Here is a 24,098-nt window from a genome sequence, read left to right on the forward strand (position 1 = left end):
GCTTGTACACGAGGATCTCGCGGGTTGCGCGAAGATGCCCACCACCCCGAATGAACAGGGTGATGGGCTGTAGTGGAGCCGCCGGGAATCGAACCCGGGTCCACTGCTCGTTTCATGCGACTTCTACGGGCGTAGCCTGTCTCACGTTCTGCTTGGCCCCAGCCCTGCGACAGGCAGCTGGCTGACAGGCCCAGTGAGTCTGAAAAGTCCCGACGAACCCACTCACTTGGTTCGGCGGCAAGCCCTCTCAATGACGTTCAGGTCTGAGGCGAAGGCATACTCAGTTGAACGGATTTCATGAACTCGCTTTAGGCAGCGAGAGCGAAATCGGTGCGTTTGTTGTTGGCACCTATTGGGTTGCGTGACTTGGTTTACGAGATCATCCACGCCTTCTCGGCCCGCTTCTCACAATCATCAAGACAGTGTCGAAACCGATCGGCCCCTCTTCAGTTATCAACTGGCCGCCGTGCGAAATCGCTTCCGAACGATGGACTCATCATCTTACAACGCCAGATCGGCCGTTGCATTCCCTAGCGGCTCCAGCACAGCCAGCTTCTCTCGACCCGCCCGCATCCAGACATGAGAAATGACGCCACAGCCCATCCAGACATGGAACTTGGCATGACTCGATGCAGTGGAAGAGCATTTGGCATGACTCGATGAGCGAGCATGGCACGGTTCGATGATTCAGAAAGACACCGGGCAAGGATGGATACGACTCGAAGGCGACAGCTTGCCCGGCAGCCACGAATCTACCCGCGACGAGACCACCCGCGACGCCACTGCTCACAGCCGACAACGATCTACCGGCAACCCCCTCGTTAACTGGCGAGGCCCCGCTCTCACGGGGCCTCACGTGCGTCCAGTATTCAATTGTGAGATCGACAGCACATCTGAAGAACCGTGCCGATCGCGAGAGCTTGGCCACTCGCCAGATCAAAGGTGTGAGGCGATCCGGCCAATGACTTCACCACTACCACAGATAAGGTTACCCTCACCTAAACCAGACATTCAAGTGGCCCGCGGGTTTTTCTTAACAGCAAGGCGGCCTTCCAACGCAGAAGACACTGAATGCGCAGCTCAGCGCGGGTCATTCCGGCGGTTGATCCGTGCCATCGCGCGCTTGGCATCCATCTGATCCTGGCGTTCCCGCAGCGTCTGACGCTTGTCGTACTCACGCTTGCCCTTCGCCAGCGCGATCTCGATCTTGACCCGGCCGTCCTTGAAATAGAGCTTCAGCGGCACCAGCGTCGTGCCGGCCGAGTCGAGGCCGCGCCCGATGCGGATGATCTCCTGACGATGCAGCAGCAGCTTGCGCTTGCGCTTCGGCGCATGGTTCGTCCAAGTTCCGTTCAGGTACTGCGGGATGTGCACGTTGTCGATCCACATCTCGCCGCGATCGATGTACGCGTAGCCGTCGGCGAGGGTCGCGCGCCCCTCACGAAGCGACTTCACCTCGCTGCCTGTCAGTACCATCCCCGCCTCGTAGGTGTCGAGAATGGTGTAGTCGTGCCGTGCCTTCTTGTTGCTGGCGATGAGTTGCTCGCCTTGTTCCCTGGGCATCAGGTCACACTCGCAGGTAGCGTCTGATCGCGAAGCCCGAAGCCAGTGCGGCGAGCACCACGCCGACGCCGATCACGATCGGGAACACCGGCCAGATGGTGTGCAGCGACACGAACGCGGTGTACGGCATCGCGTTGGCCAGGTAGCCCTGCACGAAGAACTTCACGATCGCCGCCAGTGCCCCGCTGGCGAGCACCGACCCGATCAGGGCAGAGATCACCCCTTCGAGCACGAACGGCGTCTGAATGAAGAAGTTCGAGGCGCCCACCAGACGCATGATGCCGAGCTCTCGTCGTCTCGAGAACGCCGACAGTCGAATCGTGGTCGTGATCAGCAGAATGGCCGCGACGAGCATCAGACCGGCGATCACGAGCGCGGTCAGCGATCCGACGTTCAGCACCGAGAAGATCTGATCGAGATAGGCTTTCTGGTCCTGCACCTGGTCGACGCCTGGATCTTGCGTGAACGCGTCGATGATCACCTGCGACTGGGTCGGGTCTTTCAGGTTGACCCAGTATGTGCTCCACAGCTGGTCTTCGGTGACGAAGCTCAGCGCCTGATTGTCTGAGAACTGCTGTTTGAAGTTCTCATAGGCCTGATGCTGGTCTTCGAAGTAGTGCCGGTCGACGTACTCCGAGAACAGCGGCGAGTCGAGTTTCTGCTCGATGGCCTGCTTCTGGTCGTCAGTCGCGGCCCCCTGCGGGCAGCGATCGACCGATGAGGTGTCAGAGCACAGGTAGATCGCCACCTGGGCCTTGTCGTACCAGAACGTCTTCATCGAGTTGATCTGCTGCTGCAGCACCCCGGCCGCACCGACGAAGGTCAATGAGATGAAGGTGACGAGGATGATCGACACGACCATCGACATGTTGCGGCTGAGTCCGGTTCGCGTCTCAGCCAGAATTCGACGGAAGTTCACCGACGCTCCTCGCTCTCATCGCTCTGCGCCCCGCGCTCGGCGGGTGCCGGCGCAGGCTGGCTGCCGCCTACCAGCCCCAGACGCTCGGTCAGCGGCTGAGATTCATAGGCGATCACCTGAATGTCTTCTTCGGCGTCGAGCTCGAGGCGCCCGGTCTCGGGCTGCGTCGGCTCGGCGGCACGGGGCACTGCAGGTGCCTGGCTGGCCCGCTGAGTCGGCTGTGAAGTCGCTGACCGGCCGTTCGCCGCACCCTGCCGCGGCATCTGCACGCGGGGTGGCAGGTGTTCGGCCTGCTGGGGCGGCGCCGACCCGTCGAGCACCGGTTCGGTCTCGATGACGATGCGCTCGTTCGTGAACTGACGAACCTCTTCGACCGGGTTGCTCGGCTGAGCGGGCCGCGAGCCGCTCGCCGGTGTCGTCGGCTGCTGCGCGTCGGCGGATGCACCCGCGGCCCCGCCCGTCGGCTGCACGCCGCGAGCGTCAGACATCGTCTCGCTCTGCAGCGATGCGGCGGTGAACGTCGGCGGTGCCTGCTGCTGGCGCTGCGCAGGGGCGGGTGTCTCATGGTGCACGGCCCGGGCTGCGGCAGAAGCCTGCGCTGCGGCCACGACCGGGCTCTCTTCGAGGTAGCCCGCGTCCCGCTCGTCGCGCACGAGGTGACCGTTCTCAAGCTGGATGACGCGACGGCGCATTCGGTTGACGATCGTCGTGTCATGCGTCGCCATCAGCACGGTCGTTCCGCCGGCGTTGATGCGCTCGAGCACACTCATGATTCCCGCGCTGGTGTCGGGGTCGAGGTTACCGGTCGGCTCGTCGGCGAGCAGAATCGCCGGTTTGGTCACCACGGCGCGAGCGATCGCCACACGCTGCTGCTCGCCGCCGGAGAGCTCGTGCGGCATGGCGTCGCCCTTGTCGTCGAGCCCGACTAGGCGCAGCACATCTGGCACGGCCTCCTGAATGTATCCGGCCGACTTGCCGGTTACTTCGAGTGCGAACGAGATGTTCTCATAGGCCGTCTTGCTGGGCAGCAGCCGAAAGTCCTGAAAGACGACACCGAGATTGCGGCGGTAGAACGGAATGCGTCGCGACGAGATGGCGCGCAGATCGTAGCCGAGCACATGAATGTCACCGGCGCTGACTTTCTCTTCTTTCAGAATGAGTCGGATCATCGTCGACTTGCCCGAGCCGCTCGCACCCACGATGAAGACGAAGTCACCTTTGTCGATGTCGAGGGTGATGTCTTCGAGCGCCGGACGATCCGCCTTCTTGTACCGCTTGGAAACGTTCTCGAAACTGATCATCATGAGTCTTGCCGTGCACTTCCCTTGCGCCAGCGGATGCCGGCCGAGATGAACCCGTCGAGGTCGCCGTCGAAGACGTCATCGGGGTTGTTCACCTCATACCCGGTTCGCAGGTCTTTGACCATCTGGTACGGAGCCAGCACGTACGAGCGCATCTGATCGCCCCAGCTGGCCTTGATGTCGCCGGCGAGGCCCTTCTTGGTGGCCTCTTCTTCCTGCCGTCGAATCTCGAGCAGGCGCGACTGCAGCACGCGCAGCGCGGCAGCTCGGTTCTGAATCTGACTCTTCTCGTTCTGGCAGCTCACCACGATGCCTGTGGGCAGGTGGGTGATGCGCACTGCGGAGTCGGTCGTGTTGACCGACTGGCCGCCGGGGCCAGACGAACGGAACACGTCGACACGGATTTCGGCGTCGGGAATGTCAATGTGCTCAGTGGGCGCGACCAACGGCACCACCTCGACGGCGGCGAACGAGGTCTGCCGTTTGCCCGCCGAGTTGAACGGGCTCATGCGCACCAGCCGGTGCGTGCCCGCCTCGACCGACAGCTTGCCGAAGAGATACGGGTCGTCAATCTCGAACGTGGCCGACTTGATGCCGGCCTCTTCGGCATAAGAGGTATCGAGGATCGTGGGCTTGAGTCCGTGGTGATCGGCCCAGCGCGTGTACTGCCGCAGCAGCATCTCGGCGAAGTCCGCAGCATCCACGCCGCCGGCACCGGCACGAATCGTGACGACCGCACCGCGCTCGTCGTACTCGCCGTTCAGCAGGGTCTGAACCTCAAGGTCGTCGACTGCCTTCTGCAGCTGTTCGAGCTCGTGCTCGGCCTCGTGCTTCGATGCGGCGTCGTCTTCTTCGTTCGCGAGTTCGACGAGCACTTCGAGGTCGTCGATGCGCTGCCCGACCGACTCGACTTTGTTGAGCTGCGACTTGGCGTGCGACAGCTGGCTCGTCACCTTCTGCGCGCGCTCGGAGTCGTCCCAGAGGCCGGGCTCAGCGGCTTGTTCGTTGAGTTCCTCGATGCGCTGGGACAGCGCCTCGGGATCGACCACCTGGCGAATGTCGCCATACGTGGAACGGAGAGCATCAATGCGTTCAGAGATTTCGAGGTCAGCCATATCGCCACTACTCTACCGGGGTCGGCTTGCTCCTGCAGTGATTGACCTTCGCTGCAGGCGGCTTGCTCAGCCAATGCTCAGGCGGTGAACCGTGCGAAGTCCTCGCTCACCTGCTGTGCATAGGCCATTGACCACTGAGTCATCGCCCGGTCGAACTTCGCGCCCTTGGTCAGGTAACCGGCGATCCAGTGCACCGCCGGACTCTGGGCATGCGCGCGAGCCAGCAGCAGGCCGCAGGCCGTGACGTACTCCTCGAATCTGCGTGCGTTCAGCTTCGACAGGTCGATCGACCCCTTCATGTCTCGGAACTGACGAATGTAGTAGTCATGCCCATTGGCCGATCCCCAGCCGAGGAACGGGTCGGAGACCGCCTGCAGAATGCGCTGATGATCGACGACGCGCTTGCCGTTGTGCTCCCGGCGCTGCAAGGTGTCGGGCGTCGACGCGTTCGGCTTGTTGAACTCGGTGATGACCGACGTGACCGCCTCTTTGATCTGCAGCACGAGCGGCTGGCCGACGGCGTCAAGCAGCAGCGCGACATAGCAACGAGTGCCGACGCTGCCGACGCCGACCACGCGCCGTGCACCGTCGATCAGGCGGTATTTCTCGAGCAGCATGCGGATGTCCGGGGAGGCCGAGCCCAGGTACTCGCGGTAGAGCTTGCGCAGGTCGCGGGCGTGCGCATCGATGAGGTGGGTGAGCACCGGCGCCTCTTCACGAAACTGCAGTCGCCCCTGCTCGTCGCGTTCGGTCATCTTCGCGACCGCCTGCACCGAGGTGCGGCGCCGGGCCTTCGCAGCCACCTTCTGGAAGGCGGGCAGCGACGAGGCGTCCAAGCGGTCGACGATCATCTGCTCATCGACCGACTGGTAGTACCGTTCCAGCGCCGACTCCTGAGACAGGCCGCGAATGGCGATGCGATATGAATGCGCCGCCTGCTGGGCGAGATGACGCACGTCGTCGTCGCTGTATCCGGCATCCTGCGCACCCAGCACCACGCTCGCGACCATGCGCCGCACGTCCCACTCCCAGGGGCCCGGCGCGGCCTCGTCAAAATCGTTGAGGTCGAACACGAGGCGACGCTCAGGCGACGCGAAGAAGCCGAAGTTGCTGATGTGCGCGTCACCGCAGAGCACGACCTGCCGACCAGTGTTCGCCTGCTGTGCGAGGTCATGGGCCATGAGACGCGCTGAGCCGCGATAGAACGTGAACGGGGATGCCGACATGCGCTCGCGTCGCAGCGGTACCAGATCGGGCAGTCGGTTTTCGTCCTGCTGCTCCAAGATCTCGACGGGGTCACGATCGCTGCGCACGTACTCACCGAGTTCTTCGATGGGCATCTCGTTGCGATAGGCCTTGCCCTGAGCTCGACGCTCCTCGGCACTTTCGAACGACTGTTCGGTTCGATCAGCGTAGATTCTGCGTGACACCATCAATGACCTCTTCTCTGTCGGCCCATCAGGGGGCAGGCTGCCCTGCCCCGATAGTACGCTGACCAGCCACCACCCGCGTCTGACAGCACTCGGGCCGCAGCAGGACGACAGTGTTGCTTTGCTAGAATCGGCTCATCTCAACGACCTGAGGCCGTTGCGTCACGCGGGAGTGGTGGCTCAGCCCTCTGTTTCACCACACCCGCTGCAACGCGGGAGTGGTGGCCCAGCCCCTCTGTTTCACCACACCCGCTGCAACGCGGGAGTGGTGAAACTGGCAGACACGCAGGATTTAGGTTCCTGTGCTTTCGAGCGTGCGGGTTCAAGTCCCGCCTTCCGCACCAGATCAGCGATGTTCACACCGGCGGCGAAGAGCCCCGGCGAGCTCACAAGCAGTCATCTCGCCCGGCGCGATGCCCCGTACCGGAACGATACGGTCGGACTTCGTCAAGTCTGTGACCGTGCAGGAGCATTTGTGCCCAGCAGGAGCAGTTATTGTCCTCCCCCTGCTCCTCCTCGGTGCATTTGCTCCTGTTGGATTATCGCTCCTGCTCGGTGCAGTCCCTCCTACCTAGTTTTGCTCCTGCTCATTGCAATTGCTCCTGCTCAGACGCGAGTCAGGCGTCGTGCATGACTGATGTGCTCGGTTTCTGAGGTGGGGCAGAATCAATCGGAGTCTGCGCGAGCGAATGGGCGAGGGCTTCTTATCAGTTCGTAACAGTCCGGCTCTGCTGCTGCCGCCGATCGGCTACGTGGCCTTCGCATTCACCGCGTATCTGCTCTACTCGCTGGTCTACGCCTCCGTGGCGTGGCATCGTTCCGAGCGTGCGGCCGCGGTGATCGTCTTGGGCGCCGGTCTGCGCGACGGCGAGGTCACTCCCCTGATCGAACAGCGCATTCGTGCCGGCCTCCGGGTGCGCGAGCGCTGCCTGAAGCACGATGGGCGGGTCCCGCTGATGGTGGCGTCGGGCGGGCAGGGGCCTGACGAGCCCCGCAGCGAGGCGGATGCGATGGCTGAGCGGCTGCGGGCGCTCGGCGTGCCTGATGATCAGATCGCGATCGAAGACCGTTCCCGCACCACAGAGCAGAACCTGCGGTTCTCCCAACATCTGCTGCAGGCACGCGGCGTACGCGGCCCCATCGTGGCGACCACCAGCGACTACCATGCGTTTCGTGCCGCGATGCTGCTGCGCCGTCTGGGCATCCCCGGGCAGGCGGTCGGCGGCCACACGGCTCGCTACTATCGCCCCAGCACCACGATCCGTGAGTTCATCGCCGTGCTGCGCGACAGTCTGGCGCTCAACGTCACGATGCTTGGGCTGCTCACGCTGCCACTGCTCGTCGGCGCGGTCGTTGCGATCTTCCGGCTCTGATTCGCCGAAGGCTCCTCACACGACGACTTTGGAGGTAATCTCCGAACTCAGACAGGCATTTCTGTGCGAAGACAGGAGTCTCACAAGTTGTGCCCCGATACTCTGAGAGCAAGTCGACGTCAGCGGTGACGGCCCCGTCCCCGCTTCTTCGACACCCACATCTGGAGGCAGCCGTGACCATGACATCTCGTCCGTGGACTGATTCCTACGCCGAGGGCGTTCCTGCTGACATTCCCGAGCACTACGACACGCTCGCCCATGCCTTCGAGCGCAGCGTCACGGCACACGCTCAGCGAGTCGCCACCGACTTTCTCGGCGGCACGCTCACCTACGCCGACCTCGGCGCCCAGGTGCACGGCCTTGCGCAGGCACTGCTCGACCTCGGGGTGAGCCGCGGCGACCGCGTGGCCCTCGTGATGCCGAACTGCCCGCAGCATGTCGTCGCCTTCTACGCCGTGCTGCGCATCGGCGCCGTCGTGGTCGAGCACAACCCGCAGTACACCGCAGCCGAGCTCGGCGCGCAGTTCGCCGACCACGGCGCCCGCGTGGCGATCGTGTGGGACTCGGTCGCCGACCTCATCGCAGGCTTCCCGACCGACCGTCGCCCCGAGCATCTCATCGCCGTCAACCTCATCGAGGCGCTGCCGCTGCGCTCCAGACTCGCGCTGCGCCTGCCGGTCGGCCGGGCCCGCACGATGCGCGCGGCACTCTCCTCCCCAGGTGACGCCCCGGTGCTGAGCTTTCACGACCTGGCTGAACGCACCGCGCCGATCGCCGCCGACTGGCCGATGCCGGCGCTCGGCGATCTCGCCGCGCTGCAGTACACGTCTGGCACCACCGGCACCCCGAAGGCCGCCATGCTCACCCACCGCAATCTGCGGTCGAACGAGCTGATGGGCGAAGCCTGGGTGCCTGGTCTGCGACGCGGTCAAGAGGTCTTCGCCTGTGTGCTGCCGTTCTTCCACGCCTACGGGCTCACCCTCTGCCTCGCCTACGGCATCGCCATGGGCGCGACGCTCGCGCTGCAGCCCAAGTTCGACCTCGATCTGCTGATCGCCGCTCAGCGCCGACGCCCCATCACTTTTCTGCCGGCCGTGCCGCCCATCTACGACCGTCTCTGCTCTGCGGCCGAAGATGGTCGCGTCGATCTGCACTCGGTGCGATTCTCGATCAGCGGGGCCATGACGCTGCACGCTGATCTGGTCGACCGCTGGGAGCGTCTCAGCGGCGGACTGCTCGTCGAGGGCTACGGCATGACCGAGGCCTCCCCGATCATCGCCGGCAACCCGATCGGTCCGAGCCGCCGCCCGGGCACCGTGGGGGTTCCGTTTCCGAGCACCGACATCCGCATCGCCGCGATTGACGACCCGCGTGCGGATGCTGCGCCGGGCTGCGAGGGCGAGCTGATGGTGCGCGGCCCGCAGGTCTTCGCCGGCTATTGGCGGCGCCCCGAACTCACGGCCGAGACGCTGATCGACGGCGAGTGGCTGCGCACCGGCGACATCGTGGTGCAGGCCGACGACGGCTACCTGAGCATCGTCGACCGCAGCAAAGAGCTCATCGTGACCGGCGGTTTCAACGTGTCGCCGTCAGAGGTCGAGGCGGTGCTGTGCGCTCATCGGGATGTTCGTGCGGCCGCGGTCGTCGGCGAACGGCTTGAGAGCGGCAATGAGCGCGTGACTGCGGCACTGGTGCTGCGCGCCGGTGCCGCACTCGACCGCGACACGCTTGCGGAGCACTGCCGACGAACGCTGGCCCGGTACAAGGTGCCGCGGGCGTTCGTCGTCGTCGACTCGCTGCCGACCTCGATGCTCGGCAAAGTGCTGCGCCGTGCCGTGCGCGAGCAGCTCTTCGCGACCAACGCCCCTGCGGTCGGCTGAGCGCTCGATTCAGGAGGCGAACTCGTCACACAGAATCGGCACCAGAGCCCGAAAGGCACGGGCGCGATGCGAGAGCGAGTCCTTCTCGTCGGCGCTGAGTTCGGCTGACGACCGGCGCTCGCCGACGGGCAGGAAAATGGGATCGTACCCGAAGCCGCCGTCGCCGCGCTCCTCGCGCAGCACGGTGCCCGGCCACCGGCCGACCACGGTGTGCTCGCGCGCTGGCCGCCCGCCCTCAGGCGGGATCACCAGAGCGATGGCGCAGACGAACTCGGCGGCACGATGCCCGTCTGGCACGTCCGCGATCTGCTGCAGCAGAAGTCGACGGTTGAAGGCGTCGCCGGCCTGGGCGCCTCCCCAGCGCGCCGAGAAGATGCCCGGAGAGCCGCCCAGCACCTCGACGGCGATGCCGCTGTCGTCGGCGAAAGTCGGTCGCCCGTCGTGACGGGCGGCGGCCCGAGCCTTGATCAGGGCGTTCTCTTCGAACGTCACTCCCGATTCGATCGGTTCAGGGCCGTCATATGACTCTACGATCGCCCCAGGGAGCGCCTGGGAGACGATTCGCCGGAACTCATCGAGCTTGTGCGCATTGTGACTGGCGAGGATGAGAGAAGTCGACATGCTCGCCATTATGGCACGCGCAGGTGAGCCTCACGTGCGTGCCCGCAGCCTGGATGCGCAGTTGGACGAGTGCTGCCGAGCACGATCCGACGAGCCCTGGCGGGCCAGGCCCGGCCGACATGGATGAACCGGTCTGGACAGGTATGGCAGAGTGTAGAGTTGGCTCATGCGCAACGCGAACGTGTCGCCGATCACCACGGCGACGTCAACTGCCCTGCTCACCGACCGGTATGAGCTCACCATGCTCGACGCCGCCCTGCACGACGGCACTGCAGACATCCCCAGTCTCTTCGAGCTGTTCGCCCGCCGACTGCCCGCAGGGCGCCGGTACGGCGTGGTCGCGGGCACCGGCCGACTGCTCGAGGCGGTGCGCGACTTCCGCTTCACCGACGAGCAGCTGCGCTTTCTGCGCGACCACAAGGTCGTGCGCCCCGAGACCATCGACTGGCTGGCCGACTACCGTTTCGACGGCAACGCCTTCGGCTACCGCGAGGGTGAGCTCTATTTCAGCCACTCTCCCCTGCTGACCTTCGAGACCGACTTCGCCCACGGCGTCGTGCTTGAGACGCTGGCCCTGAGCGTCTACAACTACGACTCCGCCATCGCCGGCGCCGCCAGTCGCATGTTCACCGCTGCACACGGACGCCCCCTCGCCGAGATGGGTTCGCGGCGCATGAACGAGGTCGCAGCCGTCGCCGGCACGCGAGCCGCCTTCATCGCCGGCTTCGCCGCCAGCTCGAACCTCGAGGCGGGCCGGCGTTGGGGCATCCCCACGATGGGCACCGCCGCCCACGCGTGGACCCTGCTGCACGACAGTGAAGAGGATGCGTTCCGTGCGCAGATCGAGGCGATGGGCGTCGGCACCACTCTGCTCGTCGACACCTATGACATCACGCGGGGGGTCGAAGCCGCCGTGCGAGTCGCCGGGCCGAAGCTCGGCGGCGTGCGCATCGACTCCGGCGACCTCGCCAGCACCGTGGCCGCCGTTCGCAAGCAGCTCGACGACCTCGGCGCCACTGAGACGAAGATCACGGTCACCAACGATCTGGACGAATACGCGCTGGCCGCACTGCAGTCGTGCCCGGTCGACAGCTATGGCGTGGGCACGTCGGTGCTCACCGGCTCCGGGCACCCGACGGCGGGCATGGTCTACAAGCTGACCAGCCGACAGAACGCCGACGGCTCCTGGACTCCGGTGCAGAAGACCAGCGCGGGCAAGGCGCACCAAGGCGGGCGCAAGGATGCCGCGCGTCGGCTGAACGCTCAGGGACGTGCCACGGCCGAGATCATCGCGGTCGAGAAGACGGCCGCCCGAGACGCGAACGACCGCTCGCTGCTGGTGCCCCTGATCACCAAGGGCGAGGCCAATCCGTCGTACCTCGGGGTGAACGGCACGCGCGCCGCACGCGAACACCACCAAGAGGTGCTGCAGGAGCTGCCGGCCAACGGCCGTCGTCTCTCGAAGGGCGACCCGGCCATCCCCAGTCTCTTCGAGTGACCGCTGACGCAGCACACGTCAGACGGTCACTCGTCGCGCATGCGCTCGTAGATCTCTTTGCACTCCGGGCAGACCGGGAACTTGCTCGGGTCTCGCCCAGGCGTCCAGATCTTGCCGCACAGCGCGCGCACCGGAGTGCCGTTGACGGCGGACTCCATGATCTTCTCTTTCTGCACGTAGTGCGCGAAGCGATCATGGTCGCCGTCTTCTTCGAGCTCCTGCATCTCGCGCTCGAGCACGGCGACGCTGCCTGAGTCGAACTCCCGCTCGAGTTCACGCAGCGGATCGTCGTCTCCAGAGTGATCCGTGATCGACGTCATGATCGGTCCCTTCCGTCTGAGCCGGGCTCGTCTCGGCCCGACTCCGTCATTGAGCCGAGGTCTCAAGCGTGATCTCGGTGCTCTGCGTCTGGCCGCTGCGCACGTACTCAACCGTGATCTTAGTGCCGGGACCGTTCTGACGCACAGTGCCGATCAGGTGCGACGAGCTGGTGATGCGCACGTCGTCGACCTTGGTGATGATGTCGCCAGCGCGCAGGCCCGCCTGATCGGCTGGGCCACCGCTGGTGACGTCTTTGACCAATGCACCCGTCGCACCGTCTTGGGCCGTGGCGCTGCTGACCGTGGCCCCCAGCTGACCGTGCTCGGCCTTGCCGGTCGACATGAGTTCACTGGTCACACGTTTGACGACGTTGGCCGGAATGGCGAATCCCAGTCCGATGCTGCCCGATGAACTCGATTGACCGGACGAACTCGTCGCGGTGGCGATGGCGACGTTGAGCCCGATCAGCTCGCCGGCGTCGTTCACCAGCGGGCCGCCCGAGTTTCCGGGGTTGATCGCAGCGTCCGTCTGAATCACAGACAGGTAGATGGAGTTGTCCGCAGTCGACGAGCTGCCGCTTTGGGAGCGCGGCTGTTGCTGGCTGCTGCCGCCGCCCGAGCCGAAGTTGTTCCAGAAGTCGAAGCCATTGCCCTGATCAGTGCTGCCGTCCTCGCTGTCGTTTCCGTCCTGCGCGGCCGACGAGCTGAGCGAGATTGCTCGGTTCAGGGCCGAGACGATGCCGCTGGTGACGGTGTTCTGCAGGCCCTGGGGCGCACCGATGGCCACCGCCGTGTCGCCGACGTTGAGCTTGGCCGAGTCGGCGATGGTGATCGGGGTGAGCGCCGGCGGGTTCTTGATCTGGATCACGGCGAGGTCGGTGGTCGGGTCGAGCCCGACCACCGACGCCTCGTAGATGCTGCCGTCGCTCAGGGTGACGCTGAGCTGAGCCTTCGACGTCGCACCGTCGAGGGTGACCACGTGAGTGTTCGTCACGATGTGGCCCGCGTCGTCGAGCACGACACCCGAGCCGGTGCCAGACTCGCTGCCGCTGGTCGCCGAGATCGTGACCACCGAGGGGCTCGCCTTCGCGGCGGCTGCAGTGATCTGCGTCACGCTCTGCGGATTGTTGATCGTGACATTCGAGCTGCCCGAGCTGGTGCTGACGGAGGAGACGCCGTGCCCCGAGACCTGCCAGCCGATGGCGGCGCCGGCTCCGCCGCCGACCAGCGCTGAGACGAGCGCCGCGATGCCGACCACTTTCGCGATCGACCCGCCGCCACGCTTGGCCGATCCGGATCGATCACCGGTGCCGTCGGCAGAGCCGCCGCCGAATCCGGCATCTCCGAATGCCGCGTAGCCGGCGGGCCCCGAGCCGTCCGCGCCGTCGAATCCGACGCCAGGCGTTCCCGGAACGCCCGCCGACGCGCCCAGATCGCCAAGGGGTGGAGTCGCATATGCCTCGGTCGGAACCTGCTGCGTCTGCTGCGGGGCGACGCGAGAGGCCTCTGAGCCCGGCTGCATCTGCGCGTCATGGGAGTCTGCGCGCGCCCCGAAGACGGGTGCCGAGGCCGGCGGCGCAGCGTAGACCGGGGGCAGCGGCGTGGTCGGCTGCTCGGAGAACGGCTGGCGAGGGGGAACCGGCTGTGCCGCCGCGGTGTCGTGGTGCGCTGGCTCGGCCTGCTGCGGCCGAATGCTCGGCGACGTCTGCTCGGCGGCCTCGCGCTGGCCGTCCTGCTCTTCCGGAGTCATAAGAATCGTTCCTCTCGTACGTATCCACCGTGCACCTGCATGTTATGAAGCACCTGTGGCAAAGCTGAGCAGAATCTCATTCCGACCGAGTCTAGAGTTATGGCCATGACTTCACATGAGGATCTCGCCCCGCACGATGAGCGTTCACAGCCATGGCGACACGTTGCGGCCGCAGTCGGTCTGCTGAACGCCTCTGGCCAGCCCACCCCCACAATCTTCGCAGAGATGACCAACCTGGCGGTAGAGACCGGCTCCGTCAACCTCGGCCAGGGGTTCCCCGACGCCTCCGGGCCGCAGATCGTGCTCGACGTGGCTCGGCAGGCGATCGCCGACGGCGTCAACCAGTACCCGCCGGGCCAAGGCCTCGCCGAACTTCGCCTCGCCGTCGCCGAGCACCAGCGACGCTTCTACGGTCTTGACATCGACCCAGACAGCGAGGTGCTGATCACCACTGGTGCCACCGAGGCGCTCGCGGCGACCCTGCTCGCGCTGACCGGGCCGGGTGACGAGGTCATCACCCTCGACCCCTGCTACGACGCGTATACCGCCCTCATCGCCTTGTCCGGTGCACGCCAGGTGCGCGTGCCGCTGACCCCGCCGACCTTCGACCTCGACCTCGACCGGCTCGAGCAGGCCTTCTCGGATCGCACACGCATCGTGCTGCTGAACAACCCGCACAACCCGACCGGCACCGTGATCGGCCGCGCGGGGCTGACCCGCATCGTCGAGCTGGCCAAGCGCTTCGACGCCCTGATCGTGACCGACGAGGTCTACGAGCACCTCGTCTTCGACGACGCCGAGCACACCAGCATCGGGCAGGTGCCAGGTGCCGCCGAGCGTTCGATCACGATCTCCTCCGCAGGAAAGACGTTCTCGGTGACCGGGTGGAAGATCGGCTGGCTGACCGCACCTGCGCATCTGCGCCAAGCGGTGCAGGCGGTGAAGCAGTTTCTGACGTTCACCACCGGCGCGCCGTTCCAGCCGGCCGTCGCGGCCGGTCTGCGACTGCCGACCGGCGACTACGAGCAGATACGGCTTGGGCTGCAGCACGGCAGAGACATCCTGCATGACGGGCTCGTCACGGCCGGGTTCGAGAGCAGTCCCGCCGCCGCCTCGTACTTCTGCGTCGCCGACGGGCGCCCGCTGGGATTCGAAGATGCGACAGAGCTGGCTCGCCTGCTGCCCGAGCGCTGCGGAGTCGTCGCGATTCCGCTCACCGCCTTCGCCGCACCCGAGCACGCCGAGCTGTACCGCCCGTATCTGCGGTTCGCGTTCAGCAAGCAGGATGCCGTGCTGCAGGATGCCGCTGAGCGGCTACAGCGACTGCGTGGCTGATCCCTCGTCGGGAACGATGACGTCGAGGCGGCGCATCTGCAGCGCGGGGTTGTTCGCCCGCACCTGTGCGATGCGCTCCAAGCTGATCTCAGTGCTGAGGAACGCGCTCTCTGCGCCGGTGGCCGAGAGCACGACCCCCATGGGGTCGACGATCAGAGATCGGCCGATGCCATGTGGAATCGACTGACCTGCGGCCAGCACATAGACGGTGTTCTCGATGGCGCGGGCCTGCACCAGCGTGTTCCAGTGGTGCTCTTTCAGCGGACCGCCCACCCACTGGGAGGGAATCGCCACGAGTTCGACCCCCGCATCCACGATACGACGGGTGAGTTCTGGAAACCGCAGGTCGTAACAGGTCTGCAGCCCCACCGAGACGCCGTCGACTTCGAACGCCGGAGCCGGACCCTCGAGTGAGCCGCGCACGACCCAGTCCGACTCTCGGTGCCCGAAGGCGTCGAAGAGATGCACTTTGCTGTACGTGCACTCGATCTCTCCGTCGGGCCCGACCGCTACGACGGTGTTCGAGAACTTGTCGTCGATCTCGCTCTCGGCGACGAGCCCCGCCACGATGTGCATCTGGTGCTCGTGCGCGAGACGGCCCAGCGCAGTGACGAATGGGCCGCCCAACGGCTCTGCATTCGCGACGTAGTCTGCGCCCAGACGCCCGTTGAAGTATGACGAATACTCGGGAAAGACGATGAGCGAGGCGTCACGATCGGCGGCTTCCTGCACGTACATCGTGATCTGCCGCAGGTTCTCCTGCTTGTCGGCCGTGGGCCCGAACTGCCCGGCGGCGACGGTGACGGTGTTGTTCAGCCAGAGCGATTCCTCCGGAGTTGGCACAGCGGTCCTTCCCCACGCCTGCTGCAGGCGCGCACTGGGTCAGTCTATCGGTCGGCTCGACGAGTGCGCGCAGACCGATGACCAGGTATGAGACCTTCGCAGATTGCAGCGTCTGTTCATCCGGCGGCGACAGGCCGCGAGGCGAGACCGGCGAGGAAGAGCGCCTCGGCGATCGAGACGCCTTCGATCTCGCTGGGGGCGACGCTCTCGTTCGGCGCGTGAATCGCGGCGGCCGGGTCTTCGACGCCGAAGAGCGCGATCTCGGCATCCGGAAAACGTTCGCTGAGCTCATTCGTCAGGGGGATCGCACCGCCGCTGCCCGCGAAGACCACCGCTCGGCCGAAGGCTCGGCTCAGGGCGGCCCCGAGCATGCCGTAGGCGGGCGTCGTCGTGTCGGCGGCGAAGCCCTCACCGGTACCGCCCGAAGTCACGTTCACCTGCGCACCCCACGGCGCGACCTTGCAGAGGTGCGCGACCAGGGCATCCTGCGCCGCCGAGGCGGACATGCCCGCCGGCACCCGCAGATTCAGACGGGCAGCCGCATGCCCCTGCACTGCAGCTGTGGAGCCGACGACCGAGGGCGCGTCGATGCCGAGCACCGTCACCGTCGGGCGGGCCCACAGCTGGTCGGCGACGCTGCCAGAGCCGATCACCTGGACGTCAGGATCGAGCCCGGCATCGGCGCGAAACTGCGATTCGGGATACTCGACGCCGTTCCAGTGCTGCGTCGCATCGATGCCCTCGACGGTGAGGTCGCCGCGCTCGTCGCGCAGCGAGTCGAGCATGTGGATCAGCGCCTGCAGTGCATCCGGCGCGGCGCCGCCGAACTGACCGGAGTGCAGCGCGACCGGGAACGTGTCGACGGTCAGCGTCAGGTCGGCGACTCCGCGCAGCGACACCGTCAGCGTCGGTTCGCCGGTGGCTGCGTTGCCCGAATCGAGGATGATCATCACGTCGGCGGCGAAGTCTTCGGGGTGCTCGCGCAGATAGGCGGCCAACCCGCCGCCGCCCTGTTCCTCAGACCCTTCGAAGATCACTCGCACGCCGATCGGCAGCCCGTCGAATTGGTCGCGCAGCGCACGCAACACGGCCAGGTGAGCGACCAGGTTGCCTTTGCAGTCGGCCGCGCCACGACCGTAGAGGCGGCCGTCGTCGCGTTCGGTGAGCACGAACGGCGGGGTGTGCCAGAGCGCTTCGTCCAGCGGCGGCTGCACGTCGTAGTGCCCGTAGAGCAGCACGGTCGGCGCACCGGCAGGAGCGGCAGCATGCCCGACGATGGTCTGGCTGCCGTCGACGGTGTCGACTGTGTGCGCGTCGTCGATGCCCGCCGCGTGCAGGTGAGCGAGCAGCCACTGCGCCGCGTCGCGCGAGTGCTGCCAGTCGAACTGCGCGGGGTCGGCGACCGAGGGAAAGGCCACCAGCTCGGCGAGCTCGCTGAGAGCCCTGGGCTGCTGGGCTCGAACGGCACCGATCAGCGCGTCGATCGTCGTCCGCGGCAGGCCGAGGGCTGCCTCCAAGTCGATGGGCTCATGATTCTGCTCTGACACGTGCTCTCCTGTTCGCCGACGGATGCGGTGGTCGCGCCTCCATCTTGCCACGCGGTCACTGCGCGGCGAGGGTGGCGAACGTCCAGGGCTCCAGCGGCAGTGCCGTCGGGTCGAAGGTCTCGAGCATGCGTCGCAGCAGGCCCACAGGAGGCTCGGGCGCATGCTCAGGGCTGTCTGCGGCGTCGTCGACATCGACGGCCGACCCGAGCGAGCGTGCGATCCAGCCGAGCACCGCGGTCGTCGGGTGACCGGCGGCCTCCAGCTGGCGAAGAGTGACGGCTCCGTCACGCTTGGCCAGTCGGTGTCCGGCTGCACCAACCACCAGCGGCACATGCGCGTATTCGGGCGGCCTCCACCCCAGCATCCTCGCGAGCACCGCCTGCCTCGGGGCAGACGCCAACAGGTCGTCGCCACGCACCACTTGGTCGACACCAGACCAGGCATCGTCGACGACCACAGCGAAGTTGTAGGCATAGGCGCCATCGGCTCGGCGCAGGACGAGATCGTCGACCGCGCCGGTGAAGTGGCCATGCAGCAGATCGTGCACGGTCTCGGCGGCTGTGCCGGTGCGCAGTCGCAGTGCCGGCGGCCGTTCTCGGCGGCGACGCGCGCGTTCTGCGTCGCTGAGATGGCGGCAGGTTCCCGGATACTGCCCGGGGATGCCATGCGGTGCCCGCACCGCTTCGGCGATCTCACGGCGGGTGCAGAAGCATTCGTAGACCAGGCCGCGCCGCTGCAGGTCGGCGAGCGCGTCGTCGAACCGGTCGAGGTGCTCGGACTGCACCGAGATCGGCCCGTCCCAGTCGAGACCGAGACTGCGGAGGTCGTCGATCTGCGACTGAGGATCACGCGCGCGCTGACGGTCGAGGTCTTCGACCCGCAGCACGAAGCGGCGAGCGGTCGAGCGGGCGAAGAGCCAGGCGAGCACGGCGGTGCGCAGGTTGCCGATGTGCAGATCGCCACTGGGGCTGGGCGCATAGCGGCCGCAGCCAGCGGAGTGAGCGAACATGGAACCCACGGTAACAGTCGGTCACCGGCGCGCGACCCGGTGTAGCATGGCGCTCGGCATTCGGCTCGGAAAGGCGACAATGTCTCTCATCGACAGCATCTCGTGGCTCTACAACGCGACGATTCCCCTGGGCGACCTCAAGCCCCTGGTGCTCCGCGAGGTCGTCGGCAACGTGTTCGGACTGGCCAGCGCCCTCGGCGGCATGCGTCGCAAGGTGTGGGCGTGGCCGGTGGGCATCATCGGCAACGCCCTGCTGTTCTCGGTGTTTCTGGGCGCGATCCTGTCGCATGGCGAGGCGGCGACTCTGCTGGGGCAGGCCGGCCGCCAGATCATGTTCATCGCCGTCTCAGTCTGGGGCTGGCGGCAGTGGCGCCAGAGCTCTCGCCAGCGCAGACAGGGCACCAGTGCCGCCGAGGCGGCCAGTCTGGTCGGGCAGGCGGTGCCGGCTGCTCAGCTGGGCGTCCGCGCCGCGGCTGATGCCGAGCCTGGGCACCGCACCGCAGTCGACCGCGAGTCCGGGGTCTCTCCGGTCTGGGCGACAGGCCGTCAACGCGCCGTCTTGGCGGGCGTGATGGTGTTGGGCACGATTGCGCTGACACCGCTGTTTCGACTGCTCGGGTCGTATGAGCCGGTGTGGGCCGATGCCTGGACGTTCGTCGGCTCGCTGCTGGCGACCTACGGGATGGCACGTCGCTGGGTCGAGTTCTGGCTGATCTGGGTGGCGGTCGACGTCGTGGGCGTGCCGCTGCTGCTGAGCGCCGGCTACTATGCGACCGCCGTGATGTACATCTTCTATGGTGTGTTCACGCTGACGGGCTTCTTCGTGTGGCGTCGAGTCGATCGACGCCACCGCATGGTCGGCTGACCGCCCCTTGCGGCCCGGCGTTGACCTGACGACCCGGGCCGGTGAGCACAGTCGTGGGCTCGCTGAGGCTTCGCCGCCTGCGCTCATCTGAAGTTCGCACAGCACGCAGAAGGGTGCGGAGCCTCCGTCTGGACGGTCTGGCTCCGCACCCTTCTGCTTCAGGCGATCACTCGAATGCGATCAGTGGTCGACCGCACCCTCGGCACCGAAGCCGGTGAGGGATCGGACGTCCATCTCGGCCTCGAGCTTCGGGTCTTCTTTCTCTTTGGCCGGGATCACCGAGCCGAGCCAGCCGAGGAAGAAGCCTGCGGGAATCGAGATGATGCCCGGGTTCTCGAGGGGGAACCAGGCGAAGTTGACACCGTCGCCCAGCATCGACGTCGCCGTTCCGCTCATCACCGGAGAGAAGATGATCAGCAGCAGCGTGATGATCAGACCGCCGTACATGCTCCAGACCGCACCGCGGGTGGTGAAGCCCTTCCAGAAGAGCGAGAACACGATCGTCGGCAGGTTGGCGCTGGCTGCGACTGCGAAGGCGAGTGCCACGAGGAACGCCACGTTCTGCCCTTGCGCGCCGATGCCGCCCACGATGGCCAGTACGCCGATCACCACGACGGTGTTGCGACCGATCTTGACCTCGGCCTCGGGCGAGACGTGCTGCCCCTTCTTGATCACGTTGGAGTAGATGTCGTGAGCGAACGAGGCTGCCGCGGTGATGGCCAGGCCGGCGACCACCGCCAGGATCGTCGCGAACGCGACCGCCGAGATGAAGCCCATCAGCAGGGGCCCGCCGAGCTGCATGGCGAGCAGCGGAGCTGCGGAGTTCACGCCGCCCGGAGCGGCCTTGATGGTGTCGGGGCCGATCAGATAGCCGGCACCGTAGCCGAGCACCAGGGTGAAGACGTAGAACAGACCGATCAGCCAGATCGCCCAGACCACAGATTTGCGGGCCTCTTTCGCGGTGGGAACCGTGTAGAAGCGCATCAGCACGTGAGGCAGGCCCGCGGTGCCGAGCACCAGAGCGGCGCCCAGCGAGATGAAGTCGGCCGGGTTCTTGTACTTCAGCCCCGGTGCGAGAATGGCCTCGTTGCCGTTCGCCGCGTCAACCGCTCGGCTCAGCAGCAGGTCGAGGCTGAAGCCGTTGAGCGCCAGCACCCAGATGGTCATCGCACCGGCACCCGCGATCAGCAGGATCGCCTTGATGATCTGCACCCAGGTGGTTCCCTTCATGCCGCCGATCAGCACGTAGACGATCATCAGCACGCCGACGATGGTGATCACGATCGACTGACCGAGCTTGTCGCTGATGCCGAGCAGCAGCGACACGAGACCACCGGCACCGGCCATCTGCGCCAGCAGATAGAAGAAGGTCACCGCCAGCGTGCTGATCGCCGCCGCCATGCGCACGGGACGCTGCTTCAGACGGAACGACAGCACGTCAGCCATGGTGAACTTGCCGGTGTTGCGCATCAGCTCGGCGACGAGCAGCAGCGCGACCAGCCAGGCCACCAAGAATCCGATCGAATAGAGAAACCCGTCATAGCCGCTGACGGCGATGGCTCCGGTGATGCCCAGGAACGACGCCGCAGACAGATAGTCGCCGGCGATGGCCGTGCCGTTCTGGGTGCCGCTGAAGCCGCGCCCTCCGGCGTAGAAGTCGTCTGCAGACTTGTTGCCCCTGCGACTCACCCGGATCACGATGAACATCGTGACGCCCACGAACAGCAGGAAGATGATGATGTTGAGAACCGGGTTGTTCTCGGTCACCGCATTGCTCTGAATCAGCACGTCGGTCATGTTCTACTCCCCCTTGCCCGCTGCGGCGGTCTGCTTGGCCTGCTGCTCGGCCTCAGTGAGCTCGGCGCGCAGATGCTCCGAGTCTGGGTCGAGCCTGCGGTTGGCGAATGAGACGTACCACATGGTGATCGCGAACGTGGTCACGAACTGTGCCAGCCCCAGAACGATGCCCAGGTTCACGTGCCCGAACACCGGCGTAGCCATCAGCTTGGGCTGTGTGATCGCAACGATCACGAATCCGAAGTACCAGATCAGCGCCACCAGCAGCACCGGAAGGACGAAGCGGCGGTGCTTCTTCTTCAGATGGGTAAACTCAGACGACGCCTGAACTGCGATGTAGTCGATCTCACCTCGTCGTGTGTCGACAAACTCCTTGTTCGCCACGGGGCCTCCTTGCCTCGGCGGTCATTTTCCCTCAATGTACCGAGAGCGAACAGGGGTGGCGAATCGTATACGGGCATCGTATACACGTAGTTCCGTGCGACACGACACGCCGTATCACACCGGGGTTCGGGCACCCTCGAAGGAGCCTCGCGGTGTCAGCGAGGACGCGTCAGCGCGACCGCGCGAGCCTGGTCGACGAAGGGGTCGTCGACTTCGGGCACCCGCATCATCCCATAGCGGTTGGCGAGCGCAGCACCGATCAGGTAGTCGGCCAGACGGGGGTTCTTCGGCAGCACAGAACCGTGCAGGTAGGTGCCGACCACGTTGGCGACGCGAGCCCCCTCGGTGCCGTCTCTGCCGTTGTTGCCGGCGCCGTGGCCGCTGCGCACAGTGCCGAGCGGCTGCACGCCGTCGCCGAGGAAGGTCTGCCCGCTGTGGTTCTCGAAGCCGATGATGGTGCCGAACTGCTCGCTCTCGACCACGACGTTGCCGACCAGCCGCTCGCTCTCGCCCTTCGTGTGCACGTCGAGCACGCCGATGCCTTGGAGCTGCTGGCCGCCGATGGTGTCGAAGCTGCGCCCGAAGAGCTGATACATGCCGCAGACCAGCAGCATGGGCGTGCCGATCTCGACCATCGTCTGCACCCACTGCTGGCGCTCGAGCAGGTCTCGGTAGACCTTGGCCTGGCCGGAGTCCTGCCCGCCGCCGCCGACCACGATGTCGGCGCGACGCGGCAGCGGGCCGCCGACATGCAGGTCGTGCACTCGCGGCACGAATCCCATCCATTCCAGCCGCCGCACCAGCGTCAGCGTGTTGCCCCAGTCTCCGTAGATGTTCATCTCGTCTGGGTAGAGCTGCAGGATGTCGACCGGACGCCCGATGTCTGAGCCCGGAGTCACGGAGGTCACCGGCTCGTCCATGAACGAGGCGCGGAAGGGGCGGTGCACGAGCGTTGCGGCGGCCGGCCCCGACGTCGGGACGTCAGCGGTCGCGGCGCCGGAAGTCGACGAGGCGGAATCCGGGGCGTCTGACTCTGACGGAGCCGCCGTTCTCGGCGACCACAGCAGCGCGATCTCTTCGCGATAGAGCAGCAGCTCGGTCGTGCAGGTCGCACCCGCAGCCTCGGTGGTCTTCGACGTCTGGGTCTTGGTCGGCTCTGCCATGCTCGTCATTCTCCGATCCGAGTGACCGTGGTGTACCGCGCCATCTCACGACGCAGCTGCAGCATGGCCGTGTATGTGCAGAAGATGCGCGCCGGGTGACCGCTGGATTCGGCCAGAAAGCCCTCGAGGCCGGCACTCAGTGCGGGCTCGACTCGATCGGCCGCGACCAGATCGTACTGCAGCCGCAGGGCCATGTCCCAAGCGCGCACGCCACTGACCATGCTGACCCCGCGGTCGCGCAGCGTGCTGAAGTCGACGTCCCACAGCCAGCTCATGTCGCGCCCGTCGGCGTAGTCGTCGTTGATCGCGATCATGACCGCCTCATCGACGCCGCCGAGCGACCGCAGAGACGAGCGAAAGCCAGACGGGTTCTTGACCAGGGAGAAACGAACCGGTCGGCCGCCGACATCGAACGTCTCGCCTCGGCCGAATGCGGCTTTCACCTGGCCAAGAGCCGCGATCAGCCCCGCAGTGCGCAGCGGGTTCGCGGGGTTCGCCGCGGCGCGTGCGCCGGCGAGTGCCGCAGCGCCGTTCAAGGCGTTGTGCACGCCCGAGAGCTGCAGGTCGACCGTGTACCGCTCATCGTCGATGGTGTAGACGGCCTGTTGCCCGGTCACCTCTGTGAGCTGCACATCGGCAGGGGCCGCTGGAACGGCCAGAGCCGAGCCGGTGCGCGCGTCACGTGACTCGTGCAGGCTGTCGTCGTCGGGGAAGAGCTCGGCAAGCCGTCGCGCATAGCCGAAGTAGCGCACCTTCGTCTCAGGCGCGACTTGATCGGCGATGGCGCGCACTCGCGGGTCGTCACGGTTGAGCACGACGGTCTCAGTCGTGGCCTGGGCGACTTTCGTCAGCAGCTGCGCCGTGGTGTCGATCTCGCCGAAGCGGTCGAGCTGGTCGCGCATCACGTTGAGCAGCACAGACACTCGTGGCCTCACCTTGTCGATGAAGTGCAGAGCATGCGCCTCGTCGAGTTCGAGCACGGCGATGTCGGCGGCGAGATCGCCTCGCCAGTCGACCTCGTCGATCAGGCTGGCGACCACCCCACGGGTGAAGTTCGACCCCGTCTTGTTGCTGAAGACACGGAGCCCCTGAGCGGCCAGCAGTCCGACGATCATCTTCGTCGTGGTCGTCTTGCCGTTCGTGCCGCTGACCAGAATCACCCCTTGGGGCAGCTGGCTCAGGGTCTGGTCCATGAAGTGCGGAGCGATCTTCTCGACCACATACCCCGGGAGCGCCGAGCCGCCTCCGCGCAGGCGCGCGACCGCCTGAGTCAGGCGACCGATTGCGACGACGACGGGATTGCTCATGGTTCTTCATTGTAGGCGGAGCCACCGACATCTCCTCGGCGACTTCCCAGGTTTTCCGATTACTCTGCACCGTTTCGT

20 protein-coding genes, 1 tRNA gene and 1 other RNA gene are annotated in these 24,098 nt (G+C 66.0%); 6 read left to right on the plus strand and 16 right to left on the minus strand.

All coding sequences use genetic code 11. From position 1 onward, the window contains the following. Positions 1 to 70: 70 nt before the first annotated feature. The 6 genes from ssrA to LRX77_RS09045 all read right to left on the minus strand — a co-directional run bounded on the left by ssrA (position 71) and on the right by LRX77_RS09045 (position 6,331). Positions 71 to 443, minus strand: a transfer-messenger RNA (tmRNA) gene (gene ssrA / locus LRX77_RS09020). Positions 444 to 1,080: 637 nt separating this feature from the next. Further along, positions 1,081 to 1,563 carry an SsrA-binding protein SmpB gene (smpB, locus tag LRX77_RS09025; protein WP_231832578.1) on the minus strand — a complete coding sequence of 161 codons (483 nt, stop codon included), beginning with the start codon at positions 1,561 to 1,563 and terminating at the stop codon, positions 1,081 to 1,083. A gap of 4 nt (positions 1,564 to 1,567) precedes the next feature. Continuing rightward, on the minus strand, positions 1,568 to 2,482 hold the full coding sequence (gene ftsX / locus LRX77_RS09030) for a permease-like cell division protein FtsX (RefSeq protein WP_331716154.1): 915 nt from the start codon (positions 2,480 to 2,482) through the stop codon (positions 1,568 to 1,570). Next, the gene (gene ftsE / locus LRX77_RS09035) at positions 2,479 to 3,786 is read right to left on the minus strand and encodes a cell division ATP-binding protein FtsE (protein ID WP_442961628.1); all 1,308 of its coding nucleotides are present in this window, start codon (positions 3,784 to 3,786) and stop codon (positions 2,479 to 2,481) included. Before ftsE ends, ftsX begins: the two co-directional genes overlap by 4 nt. Beyond that, entirely contained in the window at positions 3,783 to 4,898 is a 1,116-nt protein-coding gene (gene prfB, locus LRX77_RS09040) for a peptide chain release factor 2 (RefSeq protein WP_231832579.1), read from the minus strand. Before prfB ends, ftsE begins: the two co-directional genes overlap by 4 nt. Before the next feature lie 77 nt (positions 4,899 to 4,975). Next, positions 4,976 to 6,331: a DUF2252 domain-containing protein gene (locus LRX77_RS09045; RefSeq protein WP_231832580.1), complete on the minus strand. Its 1,356-nt coding sequence runs from the start codon at positions 6,329 to 6,331 to the stop codon at positions 4,976 to 4,978. Between the two features lie 256 nt (positions 6,332 to 6,587). On the opposite strand from LRX77_RS09045, the gene LRX77_RS09050 reads away from it, so the two are divergent. The 3 genes from LRX77_RS09050 (at position 6,588) to LRX77_RS09060 (ending at position 9,581) form a co-directional block, all read left to right on the plus strand. After that, positions 6,588 to 6,672 (plus strand) — tRNA-Leu (locus tag LRX77_RS09050). A 345-nt stretch (positions 6,673 to 7,017) separates the two neighbouring features. After that, entirely contained in the window at positions 7,018 to 7,701 is a 684-nt protein-coding gene (locus LRX77_RS09055; RefSeq protein WP_231832581.1) for a YdcF family protein, read from the plus strand. Positions 7,702 to 7,880: 179 nt separating this feature from the next. After that, on the plus strand, positions 7,881 to 9,581 hold the full coding sequence (locus LRX77_RS09060; protein WP_231832669.1) for a long-chain-fatty-acid--CoA ligase: 1,701 nt from the start codon (positions 7,881 to 7,883) through the stop codon (positions 9,579 to 9,581). A gap of 9 nt (positions 9,582 to 9,590) precedes the next feature. Here LRX77_RS09060 and rdgB read toward each other — a convergent pair whose 3' ends face one another. Next, positions 9,591 to 10,202 carry an RdgB/HAM1 family non-canonical purine NTP pyrophosphatase gene (gene rdgB / locus LRX77_RS09065; protein WP_231832582.1) on the minus strand — a complete coding sequence of 204 codons (612 nt, stop codon included), beginning with the start codon at positions 10,200 to 10,202 and terminating at the stop codon, positions 9,591 to 9,593. Between the two features lie 166 nt (positions 10,203 to 10,368). Here rdgB and LRX77_RS09070 point away from each other — a divergent pair, with 166 nt between their 5' ends. Further along, on the plus strand, positions 10,369 to 11,700 hold the full coding sequence (locus LRX77_RS09070; RefSeq protein ID WP_231832583.1) for a nicotinate phosphoribosyltransferase: 1,332 nt from the start codon (positions 10,369 to 10,371) through the stop codon (positions 11,698 to 11,700). 26 nt (positions 11,701 to 11,726) lie between these two features. Here the strand turns inward: LRX77_RS09070 and LRX77_RS09075 are convergent, their stop codons facing one another. Both LRX77_RS09075 and LRX77_RS09080 read right to left on the minus strand, forming a co-directional pair. Continuing rightward, on the minus strand, positions 11,727 to 12,020 hold the full coding sequence (locus tag LRX77_RS09075; protein WP_158037296.1) for a DUF3039 domain-containing protein: 294 nt from the start codon (positions 12,018 to 12,020) through the stop codon (positions 11,727 to 11,729). Positions 12,021 to 12,066: 46 nt separating this feature from the next. Beyond that, a complete protein-coding gene (locus tag LRX77_RS09080) occupies positions 12,067 to 13,770 on the minus strand; it encodes a S1C family serine protease (protein WP_231832584.1) in 1,704 nt (567 codons plus the stop codon). 105 nt (positions 13,771 to 13,875) lie between these two features. On the opposite strand from LRX77_RS09080, the gene LRX77_RS09085 reads away from it, so the two are divergent. Further along, positions 13,876 to 15,105 (plus strand): aminotransferase class I/II-fold pyridoxal phosphate-dependent enzyme, encoded by a 1,230-nt coding sequence (locus tag LRX77_RS09085; RefSeq protein ID WP_231832585.1) that lies wholly within the window; start codon positions 13,876 to 13,878, stop codon positions 15,103 to 15,105. Here the strand turns inward: LRX77_RS09085 and LRX77_RS09090 are convergent. From LRX77_RS09090 to gluQRS, 3 genes are all read right to left on the minus strand, one after another. Further along, positions 15,085 to 15,948: a carbon-nitrogen hydrolase family protein gene (locus LRX77_RS09090; protein ID WP_231832586.1), complete on the minus strand. Its 864-nt coding sequence runs from the start codon at positions 15,946 to 15,948 to the stop codon at positions 15,085 to 15,087. The genes LRX77_RS09085 and LRX77_RS09090 overlap by 21 nt on opposite strands. 116 nt (positions 15,949 to 16,064) lie before the next feature. After that, positions 16,065 to 17,495, minus strand: a complete 1,431-nt coding sequence (locus LRX77_RS09095; RefSeq protein WP_231832587.1) for a M20/M25/M40 family metallo-hydrolase — start codon at positions 17,493 to 17,495, stop codon at positions 16,065 to 16,067. A gap of 55 nt (positions 17,496 to 17,550) precedes the next feature. Next, on the minus strand, positions 17,551 to 18,504 hold the full coding sequence (gluQRS, locus tag LRX77_RS09100) for a tRNA glutamyl-Q(34) synthetase GluQRS (RefSeq protein ID WP_231832588.1): 954 nt from the start codon (positions 18,502 to 18,504) through the stop codon (positions 17,551 to 17,553). 88 nt (positions 18,505 to 18,592) lie between these two features. On the opposite strand from gluQRS, the gene pnuC reads away from it, so the two are divergent. Then, a complete protein-coding gene (gene pnuC, locus LRX77_RS09105; RefSeq protein ID WP_231832670.1) occupies positions 18,593 to 19,369 on the plus strand; it encodes a nicotinamide riboside transporter PnuC in 777 nt (258 codons plus the stop codon). 180 nt (positions 19,370 to 19,549) lie between these two features. Here the strand turns inward: pnuC and LRX77_RS09110 are convergent, their stop codons facing one another. The 4 genes from LRX77_RS09110 to LRX77_RS09125 form a co-directional block, all read right to left on the minus strand. Beyond that, positions 19,550 to 21,166 carry a solute symporter family protein gene (locus tag LRX77_RS09110; RefSeq protein ID WP_231832589.1) on the minus strand — a complete coding sequence of 539 codons (1,617 nt, stop codon included), beginning with the start codon at positions 21,164 to 21,166 and terminating at the stop codon, positions 19,550 to 19,552. Positions 21,167 to 21,169: 3 nt separating this feature from the next. After that, on the minus strand, positions 21,170 to 21,550 hold the full coding sequence (locus LRX77_RS09115) for a DUF485 domain-containing protein (RefSeq protein WP_231832590.1): 381 nt from the start codon (positions 21,548 to 21,550) through the stop codon (positions 21,170 to 21,172). A 155-nt stretch (positions 21,551 to 21,705) separates the two neighbouring features. Beyond that, a complete protein-coding gene (locus LRX77_RS09120) occupies positions 21,706 to 22,713 on the minus strand; it encodes a type 1 glutamine amidotransferase (protein WP_231832591.1) in 1,008 nt (335 codons plus the stop codon). Positions 22,714 to 22,718: 5 nt separating this feature from the next. Continuing rightward, positions 22,719 to 24,020, minus strand: a complete 1,302-nt coding sequence (locus LRX77_RS09125) for a Mur ligase family protein (protein ID WP_231832592.1) — start codon at positions 24,018 to 24,020, stop codon at positions 22,719 to 22,721. Between the last annotated feature and the right edge of the window lie 78 nt (positions 24,021 to 24,098).

This window comes from Pseudoclavibacter sp. 13-3, assembly GCF_021168475.1.
In the GTDB taxonomy this organism is placed as follows: domain Bacteria; phylum Actinomycetota; class Actinomycetes; order Actinomycetales; family Microbacteriaceae; genus Pseudoclavibacter_A.